The organism is Burkholderia sp. BCC1640, from assembly GCF_902833125.1.
GTDB classification, from domain to species: domain Bacteria; phylum Pseudomonadota; class Gammaproteobacteria; order Burkholderiales; family Burkholderiaceae; genus Burkholderia; species Burkholderia diffusa.
This window is the reverse complement of record NZ_CADFEF010000006.1, coordinates 182,056-198,895: the sequence shown is the minus strand read 5'-3', so window position 1 is coordinate 198,895 and position 16,840 is coordinate 182,056. Positions and strand designations below refer to the sequence as shown.

The 16,840-nt window shown below is 66.1% G+C and carries 21 protein-coding genes and 2 tRNA genes; 10 read left to right on the top strand and 13 right to left on the bottom strand.

Translation table 11 applies throughout. The features are described 5' to 3' along the window. Positions 1-207: a DUF4224 domain-containing protein gene (locus HWX25_RS09290; RefSeq protein WP_175908303.1), complete on the top strand. Its 207-nt coding sequence runs from the start codon at positions 1-3 to the stop codon at positions 205-207. Beyond that, positions 204-1,229, top strand: a complete 1,026-nt coding sequence (locus HWX25_RS09285; RefSeq protein WP_244138749.1) for a tyrosine-type recombinase/integrase — start codon at positions 204-206, stop codon at positions 1,227-1,229. Before HWX25_RS09290 ends, HWX25_RS09285 begins: the two co-directional genes overlap by 4 nt. Positions 1,230-1,316: 87 nt before the next feature. Here the strand turns inward: HWX25_RS09285 and HWX25_RS09280 are convergent. The 8 genes from HWX25_RS09280 to ssuD form a co-directional block, all read right to left on the bottom strand. Then, positions 1,317-1,392, bottom strand: a tRNA-His gene (locus HWX25_RS09280). Positions 1,393-1,451: 59 nt separating this feature from the next. Further along, positions 1,452-2,438, bottom strand: coding sequence for a tRNA dihydrouridine(20/20a) synthase DusA (dusA, locus tag HWX25_RS09275; RefSeq protein ID WP_244135225.1), 987 nt, complete (start codon positions 2,436-2,438; stop codon positions 1,452-1,454). Between the two features lie 126 nt (positions 2,439-2,564). Further along, on the bottom strand, positions 2,565-2,819 hold the full coding sequence (locus HWX25_RS09270) for a hypothetical protein (RefSeq protein WP_059524526.1): 255 nt from the start codon (positions 2,817-2,819) through the stop codon (positions 2,565-2,567). A gap of 54 nt (positions 2,820-2,873) precedes the next feature. Then, entirely contained in the window at positions 2,874-3,071 is a 198-nt protein-coding gene (locus tag HWX25_RS09265; protein ID WP_059467585.1) for a hypothetical protein, read from the bottom strand. 140 nt (positions 3,072-3,211) lie between these two features. Then, positions 3,212-3,427, bottom strand: coding sequence for a molybdopterin-binding protein (locus HWX25_RS09260; RefSeq protein ID WP_006400187.1), 216 nt, complete (start codon positions 3,425-3,427; stop codon positions 3,212-3,214). 57 nt (positions 3,428-3,484) lie between these two features. Beyond that, complete coding sequence (locus tag HWX25_RS09255; protein WP_175908298.1) at positions 3,485-4,444, bottom strand: ATP-binding cassette domain-containing protein; 960 nt, start codon at positions 4,442-4,444, stop codon at positions 3,485-3,487. Further along, positions 4,441-5,253: an aliphatic sulfonate ABC transporter permease SsuC gene (gene ssuC, locus HWX25_RS09250; RefSeq protein WP_175908297.1), complete on the bottom strand. Its 813-nt coding sequence runs from the start codon at positions 5,251-5,253 to the stop codon at positions 4,441-4,443. The genes HWX25_RS09255 and ssuC overlap by 4 nt, the downstream gene beginning before the upstream one ends. A 16-nt stretch (positions 5,254-5,269) precedes the next feature. Next, complete coding sequence (ssuD, locus tag HWX25_RS09245; protein ID WP_059818122.1) at positions 5,270-6,427, bottom strand: FMNH2-dependent alkanesulfonate monooxygenase; 1,158 nt, start codon at positions 6,425-6,427, stop codon at positions 5,270-5,272. A 340-nt stretch (positions 6,428-6,767) separates the two neighbouring features. On the opposite strand from ssuD, the gene HWX25_RS09240 reads away from it, so the two are divergent. Further along, positions 6,768-7,196 (top strand): hypothetical protein, encoded by a 429-nt coding sequence (locus HWX25_RS09240; RefSeq protein WP_059524561.1) that lies wholly within the window; start codon positions 6,768-6,770, stop codon positions 7,194-7,196. A 125-nt stretch (positions 7,197-7,321) separates the two neighbouring features. On the opposite strand, the gene HWX25_RS09235 is transcribed toward HWX25_RS09240, so the two are convergent. The 3 genes from HWX25_RS09235 to HWX25_RS09225 are packed head-to-tail and all read right to left on the bottom strand — an operon-like array spanning position 7,322 to position 9,341. Further along, complete coding sequence (locus tag HWX25_RS09235; protein ID WP_175908296.1) at positions 7,322-8,470, bottom strand: enoyl-CoA hydratase/isomerase family protein; 1,149 nt, start codon at positions 8,468-8,470, stop codon at positions 7,322-7,324. Positions 8,471-8,501: 31 nt separating this feature from the next. After that, positions 8,502-8,840: a multidrug efflux SMR transporter gene (locus tag HWX25_RS09230; RefSeq protein WP_034186989.1), complete on the bottom strand. Its 339-nt coding sequence runs from the start codon at positions 8,838-8,840 to the stop codon at positions 8,502-8,504. 3 nt (positions 8,841-8,843) lie between these two features. Continuing rightward, entirely contained in the window at positions 8,844-9,341 is a 498-nt protein-coding gene (locus HWX25_RS09225) for a heme-degrading domain-containing protein (protein ID WP_059524536.1), read from the bottom strand. 215 nt (positions 9,342-9,556) lie between these two features. Between HWX25_RS09225 and HWX25_RS09220 the strand changes: the two genes are divergently transcribed. The 7 genes from HWX25_RS09220 (at position 9,557) to HWX25_RS09190 (ending at position 14,919) form a co-directional block, all read left to right on the top strand. Continuing rightward, a tRNA-Met gene (locus HWX25_RS09220) sits at positions 9,557-9,633 on the top strand. Between the two features lie 172 nt (positions 9,634-9,805). Next, the gene (locus HWX25_RS09215; protein ID WP_059532907.1) at positions 9,806-10,351 is read left to right on the top strand and encodes an NUDIX hydrolase; all 546 of its coding nucleotides are present in this window, start codon (positions 9,806-9,808) and stop codon (positions 10,349-10,351) included. An 11-nt stretch (positions 10,352-10,362) separates the two neighbouring features. Continuing rightward, entirely contained in the window at positions 10,363-11,127 is a 765-nt protein-coding gene (aat, locus tag HWX25_RS09210) for a leucyl/phenylalanyl-tRNA--protein transferase (RefSeq protein WP_059532910.1), read from the top strand. A gap of 33 nt (positions 11,128-11,160) precedes the next feature. Continuing rightward, entirely contained in the window at positions 11,161-11,991 is an 831-nt protein-coding gene (locus HWX25_RS09205; RefSeq protein ID WP_059532913.1) for an arginyltransferase, read from the top strand. Between the two features lie 178 nt (positions 11,992-12,169). Next, positions 12,170-13,207: a quinone-dependent dihydroorotate dehydrogenase gene (locus tag HWX25_RS09200; RefSeq protein WP_059532916.1), complete on the top strand. Its 1,038-nt coding sequence runs from the start codon at positions 12,170-12,172 to the stop codon at positions 13,205-13,207. Between the two features lie 102 nt (positions 13,208-13,309). Then, on the top strand, positions 13,310-14,104 hold the full coding sequence (locus HWX25_RS09195; RefSeq protein WP_059691782.1) for a cystine ABC transporter substrate-binding protein: 795 nt from the start codon (positions 13,310-13,312) through the stop codon (positions 14,102-14,104). 122 nt (positions 14,105-14,226) lie between these two features. After that, on the top strand, positions 14,227-14,919 hold the full coding sequence (locus HWX25_RS09190; protein WP_175908295.1) for an amino acid ABC transporter permease: 693 nt from the start codon (positions 14,227-14,229) through the stop codon (positions 14,917-14,919). Between the two features lie 62 nt (positions 14,920-14,981). On the opposite strand, the gene HWX25_RS09185 is transcribed toward HWX25_RS09190, so the two are convergent. Beyond that, positions 14,982-15,968, bottom strand: a complete 987-nt coding sequence (locus tag HWX25_RS09185) for a Gfo/Idh/MocA family oxidoreductase (RefSeq protein WP_175908294.1) — start codon at positions 15,966-15,968, stop codon at positions 14,982-14,984. Between the two features lie 101 nt (positions 15,969-16,069). Then, a complete protein-coding gene (locus tag HWX25_RS09180; RefSeq protein WP_059691784.1) occupies positions 16,070-16,786 on the bottom strand; it encodes a FadR/GntR family transcriptional regulator in 717 nt (238 codons plus the stop codon). Positions 16,787-16,840 lie beyond the last annotated feature (54 nt).

The following is a 16,840-nucleotide window of genomic DNA, read 5'->3' as shown; positions in this document are numbered from 1 at the left end:
ATGCCGATCGTGACGAACGAAGAACTCGTCGAACTGACGGGCGGCCTGAAGCAAGGCGCAGCGCAGGCGCGTTGGATCAAGAAAGCACTGGGCATCGACGCGCCGCGCAAGGCTGACGGCCATCCCATGCTGACGTGGGAACAGGTGAACCAGCCGCGCGCCGGCGCCGCGCCGCGCGCGCAGCCGAAATGGAGAGTCGCAGCATGAAGAAGCACCGGGAACGTGACGGCCTCCTGCCGCGCATGGAGGCGCGGAAACGAAAAGAAGGCTTCACCTACCGCTATCACCCGGTCGGCAAGAAGCCGATCAACCTCGGCCAGGACCGGCTGCTCGCGATCCGGAAGGTGCTCGACATCCTCGGCGCCGGCGACGACGTCGGCACGATCGCGCGCCTGTGGGAGCAGTTCCAGGAGACGCCCGGCTGGTCGCGCTACTCGCAGTACACGCGCACCGACTACAAGCAATGCAGCGGCCCACTGCTCGAGACGTTCGGCGACATGCGCGCCGCCGACATCGACGCGACGCACGTATCGCGCTATCTACGCATCGAGCGCGCCACCGCACCAGTGCGCGCGAACCGCGAGGTTGCCCTGCTCTCCAACCTGATCGGCCTTGCGATCGACCGCGGCGAGGCGAAGCACAACCCCTGCCGCGAGGTTCGACGGAATGAGGAGCAGCCGCGCACCGAGGCGCCAGAGCCGGAAGACTTCCAGGCGTTCGCTACCTGGGTCGCATCGCTCGGCGGCCAGAAGGCTGTGATCGGCATGGCGGCCGAATACGCGGCGCTCGCCGGCAATCGGAAGGTTGAATTTCTCGACCTGGCATGGCCGCAGATCGACGAGGTGGCCGGCACGATCCGCATCAAGCGCGCGAAGCAGCGTGGGAAGAAGCGCGGCGAGGTGATCGAGCAGATCGAAATCACGCCGGCGCTCACTGAACTGATCGGCCGCCTGCGCGCCGTGCGGAAGGATGACTGCCTGTACGTGTTCTCGAACCGCTACGCGACTCACTACACGCCGGCCGGATTCAAGGCGATGTGGTCGAAGCTGATGACCGATGCGCTGAAGGAAAAGGTAATGGCGAAGCGCTTCACGTTCCACGACCTGCGGGCCTATTACGTCACCCGATACAAGGCGGAACGCGGCGCATTGCCGGATCTGCATGCCAATCCGGCGACGACTGCACGTGTCTACGATCGAACGAAAATCGTGAAGCGTCGAAGCATGTAATTCCCAATTTGGGAATTACAAAACAAAAACGGCACTGTCTTTTTGAACAGTGCCGTTTCTAACTACTTGATACCGCTAGGAATTCTTTGGGGTGGCTGATGGGACTCGAACCCACGACAACAGGAATCACAATCCTGGACTCTACCAACTGAGCTACAGCCACCACTGTTACTGCTTTGTTTCTTCGCTGTTTCGTTTCGTGTTCAGCAGCGAAGAACAAGATTATACGAAGACTTTTCCGTCTTGCAAAGCATTTTTTTCAAAATTTTCGAGAGCGTCGTTCAGATGCGTGCGCGCCTCGTCGAACACGGCCAGATCGCCGCGCGCGAGCTTCTTGTTGTCCGACAGCACGCGACGCCAGCCGCGTGCACCCGCGACGCCGCGATACAGCCCGAGTGCGTGCCGGACGATCGCGCCGAGATACGTGCCGCGCTTCAGTTCCGCCGCACAGTATTCGATCAGTTTCGCCTCGGCCTCCTCGCGCGTCGGCATCGCCGCACTCGACCCATAGAAGCGCGCATCGACGCCCGCGAGCACGTACGGGTTGTGATATGCCTCGCGGCCGAGCATCACGCCGTCCACATGTTCGAGATGCTGCGCGACTTCGTCGAGCGTCTTGATCCCGCCATTGATCACGATCTCCAGCGATGGGAAATCGCGCTTCAGCTGATACGCATAGTCGTACTTGAGCGGCGGGATCTCGCGGTTCTCCTTCGGAGACAGCCCCTTCAGGATCGCGTTGCGCGCGTGCACGACGAACGTCTCGCAGCCGGCCTCAGCCACCGTGCCGACGAAGTCCCGCACGAACGCATAGTCCTCGACCGCGTCGACCCCGATCCGATGCTTGACCGTGACCGGCACCGACACCACATCGCGCATCGCCTTCACGCAATCGGCAACGAGTTGCGGCTCGTTCATCAGGCACGCGCCGAACGCGCCGCGCTGCACGCGCTCGGACGGACAGCCGCAATTCAGGTTGATCTCGTCATAGCCCCACTGCTCGCCGAGTTTCGCGGCACGCGCGAGATCGTCCCGTTCGCTGCCGCCCAACTGCAGCGCGACCGGCGATTCGTTCGGCGTGAACGCGAGATGCCGCTGGGCGTCGCCGAACAGCAGCGCGCCCGTCGTGATCATTTCCGTATACAGCCACGTGTCGCGCGTCAGCGTGCGATGGAACGACCGGCAATGACGGTCGGTCCAGTCGAGCATGGGCGCCACGGAAACTCGGCGGGGAGGAAGCGAGGACGAAGCGGACATGGAATTCGGGGCAGCAAGCGGCGCGGGAAACAACCCGACATTTTACCGCAACGCGACCAGGCCGGCCCGGCAGCCTGACTAGACCGGGCCGCCCTCGCCCAGTTCGGCGTCGACGGCCCGCCGAGCCTCCTCGAGTACGCGCTCGATCACGCGGCGTTCGGTCAGCAGCATCCCGTCGACTTTCACGAGCCGCCAGTCAATCCGCACGGCCGCGCCCTGCAGCACGCGGTAGTGCGCATGCTCGCCGTCCCACACCTGCTCGGTCTTCACTTCGATCTCATAGCCGCGGTACGGCTCGCTGAAATCGCCGAGATCGCTGCCTCTCGGTTCCATCGCTCGCTCCGTGGCGACGCACGCCGGGCCGCCTCGGCAGCCGGCGCCGTGCGCTCAATCGTATTCGTTAGACAAAACGGATTTGCCGTCGGCGGTCAGGTCGACGCGGTCGGCCGCCGCCTGATAGATCAGCCCTTCGTTCAGCAACGCATAGACGACATCGTCGAACGCGGCGGGAACCGGCCGGGTGTCGCCGAACTGGTCGATCCACTTCAGCGCCTCGATGGCTTCGGGAGAAAGGATGGGGGTCATGCGTTGGCCTCCGGCGTCGGTGTCGTTCCATCCTAGCACTTCGTCCGGACGGCGAATACCGAGGCAAACGCGCGACGAAAATGCCGGGCGCGACGGATGGCCGGATGGCTCATCCGCGGCGCCCGGCATCGAAGACACGCTCAGAGGCGCGCGATCGACACTTCAGTGGATTTCACGAGCGCGACGACTTCCGCGCCCACCTTCAGTTCAAGTTCGTCGACCGAACGCGTCGTGATCACCGACGTGACGATGCCGAACGGCGTCTCGACGTCGACCTCGGAGACCACGGGCCCGCGAATGATCTCCTTCACCTTGCCTTTGAACTGGTTACGCACGTTGATTGCAGTGATGCTCATCGGGTTGATCGCTCCGAAGAAAAAAGTCTGAGAGCGGGCGGCCGGTGCCGCCCGGATTTAAACGGCCCAGCGAATCTGCCCGACCGGTCGTACGTGATCGACCTCATGTGCCGCGCCCTGCTCGGCACCACCTTGCCCGCCGGCGAGCACGCGTTGCAGTACGCGATCTTCGAGCGCCGCGAACGCGGCCGACGCGCGTGCACGCGGCCGGTCGAGCGGCACCGGCTGATCGAGAGCGACGCGACCTTGCTCGATCAACAGGATCCGGTCGCCGAGGGCGACGGCTTCCTGCACGTCGTGCGTGACGAGCAGCGCGGTGAACCGGTGCTCGCGCCACAAACGCTCGATCAGCGCATGCATCTCGATACGGGTCAGCGCGTCGAGCGCGCCGAGCGGCTCGTCGAGCAGCAGCAGTTGCGGTCGGTGCACGAGCGCTCGGGCGAGCGCGACGCGCTGCCGCTGGCCGCCCGACAACTGCGCGGGCCAGTCGTTCGCGCGCTCAAGGAGCCCGACTTCGTCGAGCACCGCGCGCGCCCGATCGCGTGCCCCGCGACCCAGGCCCAGCATCACGTTCTGCAGCACGGTCTTCCACGGCAGCAATCGCGCATCCTGGTACATGATTCGCGTGTCGAGCGTGCCGCCCCCCTCGCCGCGCGTCACGAGCGCACCGCTGCTCGGCGCCTCAAGTCCCGCGACGAGGCGCAGCAGCGTGGATTTCCCGCAGCCGCTGCGGCCGACGATCGCGACGAAGCTGCCGCGCGCGATGCCGAGTTCGACGTTGTCGAGCACGGTGCGCGTGCCGAAGCGCTTGCTGACGCCCGACAGCGTCACCGCGTCGTCCTGTATCGGGCCGCCCGTGCGCCGCCGGGCAAGCGGAACGACGGATGCGCCGCCGTCCCGATCGACGATCGCCGCATGACGTGCGTCGTCGTCCGTCACGCGTGCCTGCGCCAGTTCGACCTCGAGGTCTGCGCCGGCGAGCGGGCCGTAGGCAGCCGCCGAAGTCGTCGCATTCATGCTTTTGCTCCAGATTGATAAGCGGGGTGCCAGCGCAGCGTCACGCGCTCGATCCATTTCGCCAGCACGTCGGCCAGCTTGCCGAGCACCGCATACAGCAGGATGCCGACCACCACCACATCGGTTTGCAGGAATTCGCGCGCGTTCATCGTCATGTAGCCGATGCCCGACTGCGCGGAGATCGTTTCCGCGACGATCAGCATCACCCACATCAGCCCGAGCGCGAAGCGCACGCCGACGAGAATCGACGGCAATGCGCCGGGCAGGATCACGTCGCGATACAGCGCGAAGCCGCGCACGCCGTAACTCTTCGCCATCTCGATCAGGTTCGCGTCGACCGAGCGGATCCCGTGATACGTGTTGATGTAGACCGGAAAGAACACGCCGAGCGCGACGAGAAACAGCTTCGCCTTCTCGTCGATGCCGAACCACAGGATCACGAGCGGAATCATCGCGAGCGCGGGGATGTTGCGGATCATCTGGATCGTCGAATCAAGCGCGACCTCCGCTGCTTTCGACAAGCCGGTCGCGAGCCCGAGCGCCAGGCCGACGCCTCCGCCGATCGCAAAGCCGAACAGCGCGCGCCAGGTACTGACCTTGACGTTCGCCCACATCTCGCCCGACGTCACGAGCGACCACGCGGCACGCACGACCGCCACCGGCTCGGGCAGCACGCGGGTCGACAGCCAGCCGACGCGCGCGCCGACCTCCCATGCGGCCAGCAGCGCGAGCGGCACGAGCCACGGCGCGATGCCGCGCCAGGTGCGGGCGGCCACGGCCGCGCCGGTCGTCGACGTTTTCGTTGTCATCACACACCTCCTTCGTTCAGCTCTGGCTCGCCTTCGGCAGGTAGTTGTTGCCGACGATCTCGCCGAACGGACCCGACAGCGGACCGGACGCCCGCGCCGCACCCTTGCCCTTGATCAGCGGGAACACGAGCTCGGCGAAACGGTACGACTCCTCGAGGTGCGGATAGCCGGACAGGATGAACGTCTCGATGCCGAGATCCGCGTATTCGCGCATGCGTTCCGCGACCTGCTCGGGGTTGCCGACGAGCGCGGTACCCGCGCCGCCGCGCACGAGACCGACACCGGCCCACAGGTTGGGATACACCTCGAGCGCCTCACGGCCGCCGCGCTTGCCGCCGTGCAGCGCGGCCATCCGGCGCTGGCCTTCCGAATCCATGTTCGCGAATGCCTTCTGCGCACGCGCGATCGTCTCGTCGTCGAGACGGCTGATCAGGCGCTCGGCATCGCGCCAGGCTTCGTCCTCGGTCTCGCGCACGATCACGTGCAGGCGGATGCCGAACTTGATCTTGCGGCCGCGCGCCTCGGCGCGGGCGCGAATGTCGGCGATCTTCTTCGCGACGGCCTCGGGCGGCTCGCCCCAGGTCAGATAGGTGTCGATGTGATCGGCGGCGATCGCGTGCGCGGCCGGCGACGATCCGCCGAACCACAACGGCGGATGCGGGCGCTGCACGGGCGGATACAGCGCCTTGCCGCCCTTCGATTGAAGGTGCTTGCCGATGTAGTCGAACCCGCCGTTGTCGTGCGACGCGGACAGCAGCCCGCGCCAGATGTTCAGGAAGTCGTCGGTGATTTCGTAGCGCGTGTCGTGGTCGGCGAACAGTCCGTCGCCTTCGAGCTCGGCGGCATCGCCACCGGTCACGACGTTGATCAGCAGACGCCCGCCCGACAGACGGTCGAACGTCGCGGCCATCCGCGCCGCGAGGCCGGGCGATGCGATGCCGGGACGCACGGCGACCAGGAACTTCAGGCGCTGCGTCGCCGGAATCAGGCTCGACGCGACGACCCACGCATCCTCGCAGGAACGGCCGGTCGGCAGCAGCACGCCTTCATAGCCGAGCGTGTCGGCCGCGACGGCGATCTGCTTGAAATAATCGTAATCCGCGGCGCGCGCGCCTTCAGCGGTGCCGAGGTAACGGCTGTCGCCGTGCGTGGGAATAAACCAGAAAACGTTCATCTGCTGCTCCTGCTTGACTGTTCTTGCCGGAATCTGGACAAAACGAGGCCCTGCTCGCGTCGCGAATGAGCGACGCATGCATGGTGTGCGTTCGAATCGGGATGGCTCGCCGGTCAGGCCGTGCCGCGGGCGAGTACGCGATTGCACGGCTGTTTCTGGGAAATCAGTCTATGGATCGCTGCAGGGCTTTGGAACGATTTTTTTGAGCTTAGGTTTTCCGCTTTCGTGATTAGCACGACGCTCCAGCGAATATCGCGTCGGCCGGGCCCTATAATGACGCACCTATCCGAATAACTTCGCGCGGACGGCCCCGCCGGCCGCGCCTGCAATGCACTCATCGATGCAGAAAGTCATCCTGCCGTTCCTGTCCGGCTTCCTGGCCGCCCTCTTCTTTCGCGAAGCGACGCTCGCGCTCCTGCATACGGCCGACCTGATCGCCGCCGCCGGCTTCTCCACACAACCGTTCGCGCCGCTCGGCATTCCTGAATTTGTTGCGAACGCATTGATCAGCGCGTGCTGCGCAATTCCGATGGCGTGGCTGCTGCGCGTGACGCCGGACCGTGAGGCGCCGTGGATCGGCGCGCTGGTGTTCGGCGGCATCGTGCTGACGGCCGCCCGCGTGTTCGCGATCGATCCGCTGCGCGGGATCTGGCCGTCGGGCAACATGATGCCGGTGCTCGCCGCCGGTTTCGCAGCGAACGCGGTCTGGGGCTTCGGCGCGCTCGTGTTCATGCGCGCGTTCATGTCGGACGACGCCGGCGACGAATAACGCACGTCTTGCCGCGAGGCCCCCGGCCCACTGCCCGCCGAGCCGGATCGGCATCCTCGAATGAAAAGGCCGCCTGCACACAATGCAGGCGGCCTTTTTGCTTTTCGCGTCGAAACCGCGGTGCGTCAGTCCTTCAAATTGCGCAGCGGATGCGTGTCGGGCGTCCACGGGCTGTCGAACATCGCGAGCACGTCGGCGCGGTCGATATCGGCGATCGACTTGAAGCGCCAGGCCGGCTGATGGTCCTTGTCGACGATCAGCGCGCGCACGCCCTCGATCACATCGCCGTGCGCGAACGTCGAACGCGTGAGGTCGAGGTCGCGCCGCAGGCAATCGGCCATCGTCGCCCCGCGCGCCCGTTCGACGACTTCGAGCGACACGGCCATCGACAGCGGCGACAGCTGGCTGCGCATCGCATGGGTCGCCTTCTCGACCCATCCGTCGACCGCGGCGCAATCCTGCTCCGCGTCGAGCGATGCGAGGATCGCGCCGATATCGGCTCGCGCGAAATGACGATCGATCCCGACGCGCGCGTCGGCCAGCGCCGACGTGTCAGGCGTCGGCACGACCTTGTGCGACGCGGCCGCGTCGGCCACGCACGCGACGGCCTGCGCACCGCTGTCGATGCGCGCGCTGCGCAGCGTATCGAACAGCGCCGGCAGCGCGGCATCGGGCAGGTACACGTCGGCGAGCTGTGCATACAGTGCGCCGGCCGCGTCGAGCGTCGCGCCGGTCACCGCGAGATAGCGGCCGATTGCACCCGGCGTGCGCGCGAGGAACCAGCCCATCCCGACATCGGGAAACAGGCCGATGCGCGTTTCGGGCATCGCCATCTTCGTCGAGTCGGTGACCACACGCAGGCCGCCCGTATGCCGTGCCGCCTGCGAAATGCCCATGCCGCCACCCATCACGACACCGTGCATCAGCGCAATGTACGGTTTCGGATAGGTGAAGATCGTATGGTTGAGCGTGTATTCCTCGATGAAGAACGTGTCGACCACATCGCGGTCACCGCGCTGCCACGCGTCGTGGAAGAAGCGCACGTCGCCACCCGCGCAGAACGCGCGAGGATGCGGGCTGTGCACGACGACGGCGACCACGTCGGCGGCGTCGCGCCAGGCATCGAGCGCCTGCTGCATCAGCCGGATCATTCCCACCGACAGCGCATTCAGCGCCTTCGGCCGGTTCAGTTCGAGATAGCCGATGCGGTTCGCGACATACGCGCGAACGTCGGGCTGGGCGGATTCCGCGGAAGCGGAAATGGAATCGGTCATGTGAGCCATCCGGCGCATCGCGGGCGCACGCTCAGTGCGCCTGCATCTTCGAGAACAGGTTCAGCACCACGACGCCCGAGATGATCAGCCCGAGGCCGATCACGGCCGGCAGGTCCGGCACCTGGCGATAGAGCAGCATCGCGACGAGCGTGATCAGCACGATGCCGGCACCCGACCACACGGCATAGATGATGCCGACGGGCATCGTGCGCAACGTGAGGGACAGACAGTAGAACGCGATGCCGTAACCGGCCACGACGAGCGCCGACGGCCAGAAGCGCGTGAAGCCGTCCGCCGCGCGCAGCGCGGACGTGCCGACCACTTCCGCGACGATCGCGATCGCGAGCCATGCGTAACCCGGAAGCTGCATCGCTCAGCTCCTTGCAAGTGCCAGCACGGCATAGTTCTGCCCAAGCTCGGCGCACAGCGCTTCGACGACGAACTCGTGATCCGCGCGCTGCGGCAGGCCCGATGCGGTGATCGATCCGATCACGCCGGCCCCCGCGACGGTCAGCGGAAACGCGCCGCCGTGCGGCGAATATTCCGAGATCGGCAGTCCGTGCTTGTCGGCGAGCGTGGCGCCGGCCTGCTGCATGCGCAGGCCGATCGCATACGAGCTGCGGCGGAAATGCGCGACGACGTTGCGCTTGCGGCGCACCCAGTCGGCGTTGTCGGGCGTCGCACCGGCGAGCGCCGCATAGAACAGCGGCTGGCCGAACGTGACGATGTCGATCGCGATCGCATGGCCGCGCGACGTCGCGAGCGCATGCATCCGGTTGCCGAGCGCCCAGGCACGAGCCGGGTCGAAATGGGGAAACACGAGCGCCTGTTCCTGCGCGCCGATCGATTGCAGATCGTGAGCGATGTCCATGAATCCGTCGATGCAGTAGTGAGTGTTGCAACGGCACCGACGCAATTCGCGCGCGACTCCGCTGCAGGAATGAACGACACAAGCAAACCGCTCGATTCTAGCTCACGCGCCTGCCGTACCGGCCCTGCAAGCGCCCCGCCGGCGATTGCGACGCGATTGTCAGAAAGTGCTTGCAAGCATTCTGGTTAGTCCATATAATTCATTTCTTCGACGGACGCGGGGTGGAGCAGTCTGGCAGCTCGTCGGGCTCATAACCCGAAGGTCGTAGGTTCAAATCCTACCCCCGCAACCAACGTCCCGATTCATGCAAAAAGCCCGGCTCAACGCCGGGCTTTTTGTTTTTCGGCGCCCGATTCCGCGCATCGCACGTTGCGCTACGCGCCGCACGCCGCACGCATGCGCGCGCGTTCAAGAATGCCCCGCCCCGGTGATACACTCGCATCACCTCGTCCCTTCCACTCGACATGAAATTCTGCTCCGTCTGCGGTCACGAAGTCATCGCGCGCATTCCTCAGGGCGACAACCGTGAGCGCTTCGTCTGCGATCACTGCGGCACGATCCATTACCAGAATCCGCGTAACGTGGTCGGCACGGTGCCGGTCTGGGGCGATCAGGTGCTGCTGTGCCGCCGCGCGATCGAACCGCGCTACGGCTTCTGGACGCTGCCGGCGGGCTTCATGGAGATGGGCGAAACGACGGCCGAGGCCGCCGCGCGAGAAACGCTCGAGGAGGCCGGCGCACGCGTCGAGGTGCAGAACCTGTTCACGCTGCTGAACGTGCCGCACGTGCACCAGGTCCACCTGTTCTATCTGGCGCGGCTCACCGATCCGGCTTACGAGGCCGGCGAGGAAAGCCTTGAAGTCAAGCTGTTCGACGAAGCCGACATTCCGTGGGACGAAATCGCGTTCCCGACCGTCAGCCAGACGCTGCGCTTCTTTTTCGCCGATCGCGCCGCCGGCGACTACGGCGTCCATACCGGCGATATCTTCCGCTCGCTGCGCAACGGCTGAGCCCGCGCCCCATGGTCCCCTGGCTCGGCCCGGACGATCCGTTTCCGCCCATCGAACGCGCGCTCGGTCCGGCGACCGGCGCGCCGGGGCTGCTCGCCGCGAGCGCCGACCTGCTGCCGTCGCGACTGATCGAGGCCTACCTGCGCGGCATCTTCCCGTGGTATTCGGACGGTCAACCCGTGCTGTGGTGGAGCCCCGACCCGCGGATGGTCCTCGTGCCAGCCGAATTCAAGGTGTCCCCGTCGCTGCGCAAGACGCTCCGGCGCGTGCTGCGCGACCCCGCATGGGAAGTGCGCGTCGACCACGACTTTCCGGGCGTGATGCGCGCGTGCGCGCAGGCGCCGCGTCGCGGGCAGCGCGGCACCTGGATCACGGCCGAAATCATCGACGCGTATACGTCGCTCTATCGTTCCGGCAACGCGCACAGCATCGAGACGTGGCATGACGGGCGCCGCGTCGGCGGCCTCTACGGCGTCGCGTTCGGACGAATGTTCTTCGGCGAATCGATGTACGCGGATGCCACCGATGCGTCGAAGATCGCACTGGCGACGCTCGTCGCCCATCTTCGCGAGCAGGGGCTGGAGATGATAGACTGCCAGCAGAATACGTCGCATCTAGCGTCGCTCGGCGGCCGCGAGATCGCACGCAAGGCCTTTGTCGCTCACGTGCGCCGCGCGGTAGCCGAACCGCCGATTCCGTGGCAGTTCGACAAGCGCGCGCTCGCCGCGCTGACGGGCCCTGCAGAACCGGCCGCCCCCTCCGGGATCGAGCGCTAGCGCGGCACTCCCTCCCTGCATCGAGAGCTGCCCATGACTCACCCGACTGAGCTGCCGCTTTCACCGCTTTCGGCGCTGCAATTCTATGCAACGGCGCCCTATCCGTGCAGCTATCTGGACGGCCGCGTCGCGCGCTCGCAAGTCGCGACGCCGAGCCACCTGATCAATTCCGACATCTATACCGAACTCGTGAAGGCCGGCTTCCGGCGCTCGGGCGTGTTCACCTATCGTCCATACTGCGACGGTTGCCGAGCCTGCGTGCCGGTGCGCGTGCCGGTCGGCGCGTTCACGCCGTCGCGCACGCAACGCCGAATGTGGAAGCGGCACCGCGCGCTCGTCGCGACGGTCTCGCCGCTGCACTACGACGAGGAGCACTACGCGCTCTACATGCGCTACCAGTCGGCGCGCCACGCCGGCGGCGGCATGGATCGCGACAGCCGCGACCAGTACGAGCAGTTCCTGCTGCAGAGCCGAATCAATTCGCGCCTCGTCGAATTCCGCGATCTCGACGCGCCGGGCGGCGAGCCCGGCAAGCTGCGCATGGTCAGCATGATCGACATCCTCGGCGACGGGCTGTCGTCGGTCTACACGTTCTTCGAGCCGGACGAGCAGCACACGAGCTACGGCACGTACAACATCCTGTGGCAGATCGAGCAGGCGAAAAGCCTCGGCCTGCCGTACGTGTATCTCGGCTACTGGATCCGCGAGAGCCCGAAGATGGCCTACAAGGCAAACTTCCATCCGCTGGAAGGGTTGCTCGACGGCCGCTGGAAAGTACTCGATCCGGATCGGGTCGACCTGCCGCCGGTCGACGCGGCACTCGCCCGCGCGCCGCTGCCCGGTGGACATTCCGGGTCGGGCTGACGTAAACGTCACCGCGTGGTTGCTCGCGAGCGGCGAGCGCCCGTCCCGGTCATGAAGCGGCTGGCGCGCGGCGCGGCAACCGTCGCCGCGGGCCGCTACGAAGCGAAGCCCGCCCGTGCCGCGCAACTCCCGGTAAAATAGCGGGTTGTCATTCATTCCGGCTGTCCGCCCAATTCCCGTGTTCAGTTCCCTCTATCCGCTGGCCCGCGCATCCCTGTTCAAGATGGATGCGGAAGACGCTCACCACCTCACGCTGCGCGCGCTCGGCGCGGCCGGCCGTACGGGCCTCGCCTGCGCGCTGTCGTCCCGCGTGCCCGATGCGCCGCGCACCGTGATGGGGCTCACGTTCCGCAATCCGGTCGGCCTCGCCGCCGGCCTCGACAAGGACGGCGCGGCCATCGACGGCCTCGCGGCGCTCGGCTTCGGCTTCATCGAGGTCGGCACGGTCACGCCGCGGCCGCAGCCGGGCAACCCGCGCCCGCGGATGTTCCGTCTGCCGCAGGCGGAAGCGCTGATCAACCGGATGGGCTTCAACAACCACGGCGTCGACCAGTTCGTGAAGAACGTCCAGGCGGCCCGCTATCGCGGCATCCTCGGCCTGAACATCGGCAAGAATGCCGACACGCCGATCGAACGCGCGGCGGAAGACTATCTCTACTGCCTCGAGCGTGTGTATCCGTTCGCGAGCTACGTGACGATCAATATTTCGTCGCCGAACACGAAGAACCTGCGCCAGTTGCAGGGCGCGGGCGAGCTCGATGCGCTGCTCGCCGCGCTGAAGGACAAGCAGCAGCGCCTCGCCGACCTGCACGGCAAGCTCGTGCCGCTCGCGCTGAAGATCGCGCCCGATCTCGACGACGAGCAGGTCAAGGAAATCGCCGACACGCTGCTGCGCCACAAGATCGAAGCGGTCATCGCCACCAACACGACGTTGTCGCGCGCAGCCGTGCAGGGCCTGCCGCACGCCGACGAGGCCGGCGGCCTGTCCGGCCGCCCGGTGTTCGACGCATCGAACGAAGTGATCCGCAAGCTGCATGCCGAAGTCGGCAGCGCGGTGCCGATCATCGGCGTCGGCGGCATCTTCTCGGGCGAGGACGCACGCGCGAAGCTCGCGGCCGGCGCGTCGCTCGTCCAGCTGTACACGGGCTTCATCTATCGCGGCCCCGCGCTCGTCGCCGAATGCGTGAAGGCGATCGCACGCGATCGCGCCGCGTAATATAGCCATAAACAAACGATATTTAGCGGACGATTGTATTTTTGCTATGATCGGCCTCACATTCAGAATCAAGCGCCCCGCTGGGGCAAGGAAGCCCACACGATGAAAATTTCGCTGCTGAAGAAGCTGCTGGTCGCCGGCCTGATCGGTACGTCGTTCGCTGCCGCCACCGCGCATGCGGCCGACCTCCTCGACCAGGTGAAGCAACGCGGCACGCTGCGCGTCGGCCTCGAAGGTACGTTCCCGCCGTTCAACTCGAAGAACCCGCAAGGCGAACTCGTCGGCTTCGACGTCGACATCGCGAAGGCCGTCGCCGCGAAGCTCGGCGTGAAGGCCGAGTTCGTCACGACCGAATGGAGCGGCATCATCGCGGGCCTGCAGGCCGGCAAATTCGACGTGATCGCCAACCAGGTCGGCATCACCGACAAGCGCAAGGAAACGCTCGACTTCTCGCCCGCATACACGTATTCGTCCGCGCAGCTGATCCAGCGCAAGGACGACACGCGCGAGTTCAAGTCGCTCGAGGACCTGAAGGGCAAGAAGCTCGGCGTCGCGCTCGGCACGAACTACATGGACATGGCGAAGTCGGTGCCCGGCGTCGACGTGAAGACGTACCCGGGCGCGCCCGAGTACCTGCGCGACCTCGCGGCCGGCCGTCTCGACGCAGCGCTGAACGACCGCCTGATGCTCGCGTACCTGACGAAGAACTCGCAGCTGCCGCTGCGCCCGGGCGCAAACGTCGGCTCGGCGAACCCGTCGGGCATCCCGTTCAAGAAGGGCAACCCGAAGTTCCAGAAGGCGATCGACGACGCGATGACGCAACTCGCAGCCGACGGCACGTTCACGAAGATCTCGGACAAGTGGTTCGGCATCGACGTGACCAAGCCGATCAAGTAAGCATGCCTCTGTTTCCCGCCTGACGGCGGGCCGGAAAGGGCGGCATCCGAAACGATGCCGCCCTTTGTTTTATCGGTCCGGTTTATGATTGCGCTTTCGCGCACGCATTCGCTTCGTATTCCATGTCGACAACGTCCCTGCTCGTCCAATCGCTGCCAGTGCTCGCCCAGGGTGCCGTGCTGACCGTCAAGTTCGCCGTGCTGTCGATGGTGTTCGGCCTGCTCGGCGCCGTCGTGCTCGCGATGATGAGCATCCGGCAAAGCGAGGCGCTCGAAGGCTTCGAACGCATCTGGGTCAACGCACTCGCGTGGCTCGCACGCGCATACGTGAGCCTGATGCGCGGCACGCCGCTGCTCGTGCAGATCTTCGTCATCTATTACGGGCTGCCGAGCCTCGGCATCTCGCTCGATCCGACGCCCGCCGGCGTGATCGCGCTGTCGGCGAACGTCGCCGCCTACATGTCGGAAAGCATGCGCGGCGCGATCAACGGGATTGCCCGCGGCCAATGGCTGGCCGCATACAGCCTCGGGCTGTCTTGGGGGCAGACGCTGCGCTACGTGATCGGACCGCAGGCATTGCGCATTGCGGTGCCGAGCCTGTCGAACAGCCTGATCAGCCTGATCAAGGACACGTCGCTCGTGTCGGTGATCACCGTGACCGAACTGCTGCGCAGCGCGCAGGAAGTGATCGCGGCGACCTACCAGCCGCTGCCGCTGTACCTGGCCGCCGCCGCTGTCTACTGGGTGCTGTGCCAGATCCTCGAATGGGTCCAGCGCTGGTACGAAAAGCGCCTGTCGCTGCCCGCGCGGCACTGAGCACGGAATCTCTCGCCGGGCCGCGATCGCGCGCCCGGCTCCCGCCTTCCCTTCCTTCCCGCCTACTCGCCCGAATAGCGCACGCCGAGTGCCGCACGTGCCGCGTCGGTCATCGCGATCATCCGGCGCGAGTGGTCGTGCGTCATGATCGGGCTCTCGAGTTCGCCCGCGCGCAACAAGTCGCAGAAATGCTCGGTCTCGTAGTTCAGGCCACCGCCGTCGACCGGTGCGTCGAGTTCGACCGTGCGGCCGTCCGCATAGCGGATCGTCGCCCGTGCGGGGTTCCACCACTTCTCGTGAATCGTCACGTGCCCGCCTGCGGCGGCGATCAGCGCGTCACCGCGTCCCATCACGTCGAGCCCGCAAAAGAGCTGCGCGATGCCGCCGTTCGCGTGACGGCTGTTCAGGCTCGCGAACACGTCGACACCCGTCGCACCGATGCGGCCAAGCGTCTGCACGTCGACTGCGGCGCCGAGCCAGTCGACCGCGAGAAACGCTTCGTAGATCCCGATGTCGAGCAGCGCGCCGCCGGCGCGGTCGAGTCGATAGACAGAATGATCGTCCGGCACCGACGACGATGCGCAGCCCGCGCGCACGAGCCGGATTTCGCCGATCGGGTCGTCGTGCAGGTGCGCGCGCAACTGACGATACAGCGGAAAGAACGGTGGCTTCATCGCTTCCATGAAGAGCCGTCCGGCAGCGCGTGCCGCATCCAGCACGGCGTCGAGTTGCGTCGCGTTCAACGTCGCGGGCTTTTCGCACAGCACGGCCTTGCCGGCGGCGAGCGCCGCTTGCGCGTAGTGCGCGTGACTGTCGTGGAGCGTCGCGATATAGATCGCGTCGATGTCGCTCGCGAGGAGCGCGTCGAGGCTGGCGGCAGGCGTGCCGCCGCAGCTGTCGCTGAAGGCGGTTGCCGCGTCGGCGCGGCGTGCCCATACGCCGGCGAGCGTGGCGCCCGGCACGTGAGCGAGGCTTTGCGCGAATCGGCGTGCGATGCTGCCTGCGCCGACGATGCCGAAGCGCACCGGGCGGTTGTCGAGGTCGTTCATCCGGATCTTCCGTGTCGGTCGTATGACGGGGGCCGGCACGCTGCCGGCCGGCCGTCATGATAAACGGCTCGCCGGCGCACGGATAAGCGACGCGCGCCGATTCAGGCTCGCACGGGCACGTCGACGGAGAAATCGCGCGAAATCTCGTCGGCGCTGAAATCGATCAGCGCCAGCGATGCCGCTTCGGCTTCGCGCGGATCGCGGCGTTCGATCGCGTCGACGACGCGCGCATGCGCCTTCACCGCGACGTCGTGCGCACCGTCCTTCTGCGCGACGCGCGGATTCACGAGACGCACCGCACCGCGCACGATGGCCGCCATCTGCTGGAAGAACTGGTTGCCGCTCGCCTGAACGATCCGCGTGTGCAGCAGCTCGTCCGCCGTGTCGTATCCGGGGTCGCCCGGTTGCAACACCTTGAACGCTTCGAATGCCTCGCGAATGCCCGCGATGTCGACCGCCGTCGCACGAACGGCCGCCTGCGCGGTCGCGCGCGGTTCGATCAGCATCCGGAATTCGATGACGTCGCGCATGAACTGCGGATCCGGCTTCGCACGAAACCGCCAGCTCACCACGTCTTCATCGATCATGCGCCAGTCGCGCATCGGTCGAACGCGCGTACCGACTTTCGGACGCACGTCGAGCATGTCGCGCGCAAGCAACATCGACAATGCTTCGCGCATCACCGTACGGCTCACGTCGAACTCTTTCGACAGCACGTCCTGCGGCGGCAAAATGCCGCCGTACTTGTCCTCGACGATACCCGCGACAAGCCCATCCATCACTTTGGCGACCAGTGACCGGTCTTTGCCCTGCTCCATGACACCTCCCCGTGCGTCGATTTGCGAACACCTGCTCCGCAGTTCCGCCGGCCC

Bases quoted from the DNA above. Each gene is read 5' to 3' on its own strand.
- HWX25_RS09180 (WP_059691784.1), bottom strand. From the start codon at position 16,786: ATGGAGCAGGGCAAAGACCGGTCACTGGTCGCCAAAGTGATGGATGGG.
- dusA (WP_244135225.1), bottom strand. From the start codon at position 2,438: ATGCTCGACTGGACCGACCGTCATTGCCGGTCGTTCCATCGCACGCTG.
- aat (WP_059532910.1), top strand. From the start codon at position 10,363: ATGGTCCCCTGGCTCGGCCCGGACGATCCGTTTCCGCCCATCGAACGC.
- HWX25_RS09215 (WP_059532907.1), top strand. From the start codon at position 9,806: ATGAAATTCTGCTCCGTCTGCGGTCACGAAGTCATCGCGCGCATTCCT.
- HWX25_RS09230 (WP_034186989.1), bottom strand. From the start codon at position 8,840: ATGCAGCTTCCGGGTTACGCATGGCTCGCGATCGCGATCGTCGCGGAA.
- HWX25_RS09205 (WP_059532913.1), top strand. From the start codon at position 11,161: ATGACTCACCCGACTGAGCTGCCGCTTTCACCGCTTTCGGCGCTGCAA.
- HWX25_RS09265 (WP_059467585.1), bottom strand. From the start codon at position 3,071: ATGACCCCCATCCTTTCTCCCGAAGCCATCGAGGCGCTGAAGTGGATC.
- HWX25_RS09270 (WP_059524526.1), bottom strand. From the start codon at position 2,819: ATGGAACCGAGAGGCAGCGATCTCGGCGATTTCAGCGAGCCGTACCGC.
- HWX25_RS09260 (WP_006400187.1), bottom strand. From the start codon at position 3,427: ATGAGCATCACTGCAATCAACGTGCGTAACCAGTTCAAAGGCAAGGTG.
- HWX25_RS09285 (WP_244138749.1), top strand. From the start codon at position 204: ATGAAGAAGCACCGGGAACGTGACGGCCTCCTGCCGCGCATGGAGGCG.
- HWX25_RS09255 (WP_175908298.1), bottom strand. From the start codon at position 4,444: ATGAATGCGACGACTTCGGCGGCTGCCTACGGCCCGCTCGCCGGCGCA.
- ssuD (WP_059818122.1), bottom strand. From the start codon at position 6,427: ATGAACGTTTTCTGGTTTATTCCCACGCACGGCGACAGCCGTTACCTC.
- HWX25_RS09290 (WP_175908303.1), top strand. From the start codon at position 1: ATGCCGATCGTGACGAACGAAGAACTCGTCGAACTGACGGGCGGCCTG.
- HWX25_RS09235 (WP_175908296.1), bottom strand. From the start codon at position 8,470: ATGACCGATTCCATTTCCGCTTCCGCGGAATCCGCCCAGCCCGACGTT.
- HWX25_RS09225 (WP_059524536.1), bottom strand. From the start codon at position 9,341: ATGGACATCGCTCACGATCTGCAATCGATCGGCGCGCAGGAACAGGCG.
- HWX25_RS09195 (WP_059691782.1), top strand. From the start codon at position 13,310: ATGAAAATTTCGCTGCTGAAGAAGCTGCTGGTCGCCGGCCTGATCGGT.
- HWX25_RS09240 (WP_059524561.1), top strand. From the start codon at position 6,768: ATGCAGAAAGTCATCCTGCCGTTCCTGTCCGGCTTCCTGGCCGCCCTC.
- ssuC (WP_175908297.1), bottom strand. From the start codon at position 5,253: ATGACAACGAAAACGTCGACGACCGGCGCGGCCGTGGCCGCCCGCACC.
- HWX25_RS09190 (WP_175908295.1), top strand. From the start codon at position 14,227: ATGTCGACAACGTCCCTGCTCGTCCAATCGCTGCCAGTGCTCGCCCAG.
- HWX25_RS09185 (WP_175908294.1), bottom strand. From the start codon at position 15,968: ATGAACGACCTCGACAACCGCCCGGTGCGCTTCGGCATCGTCGGCGCA.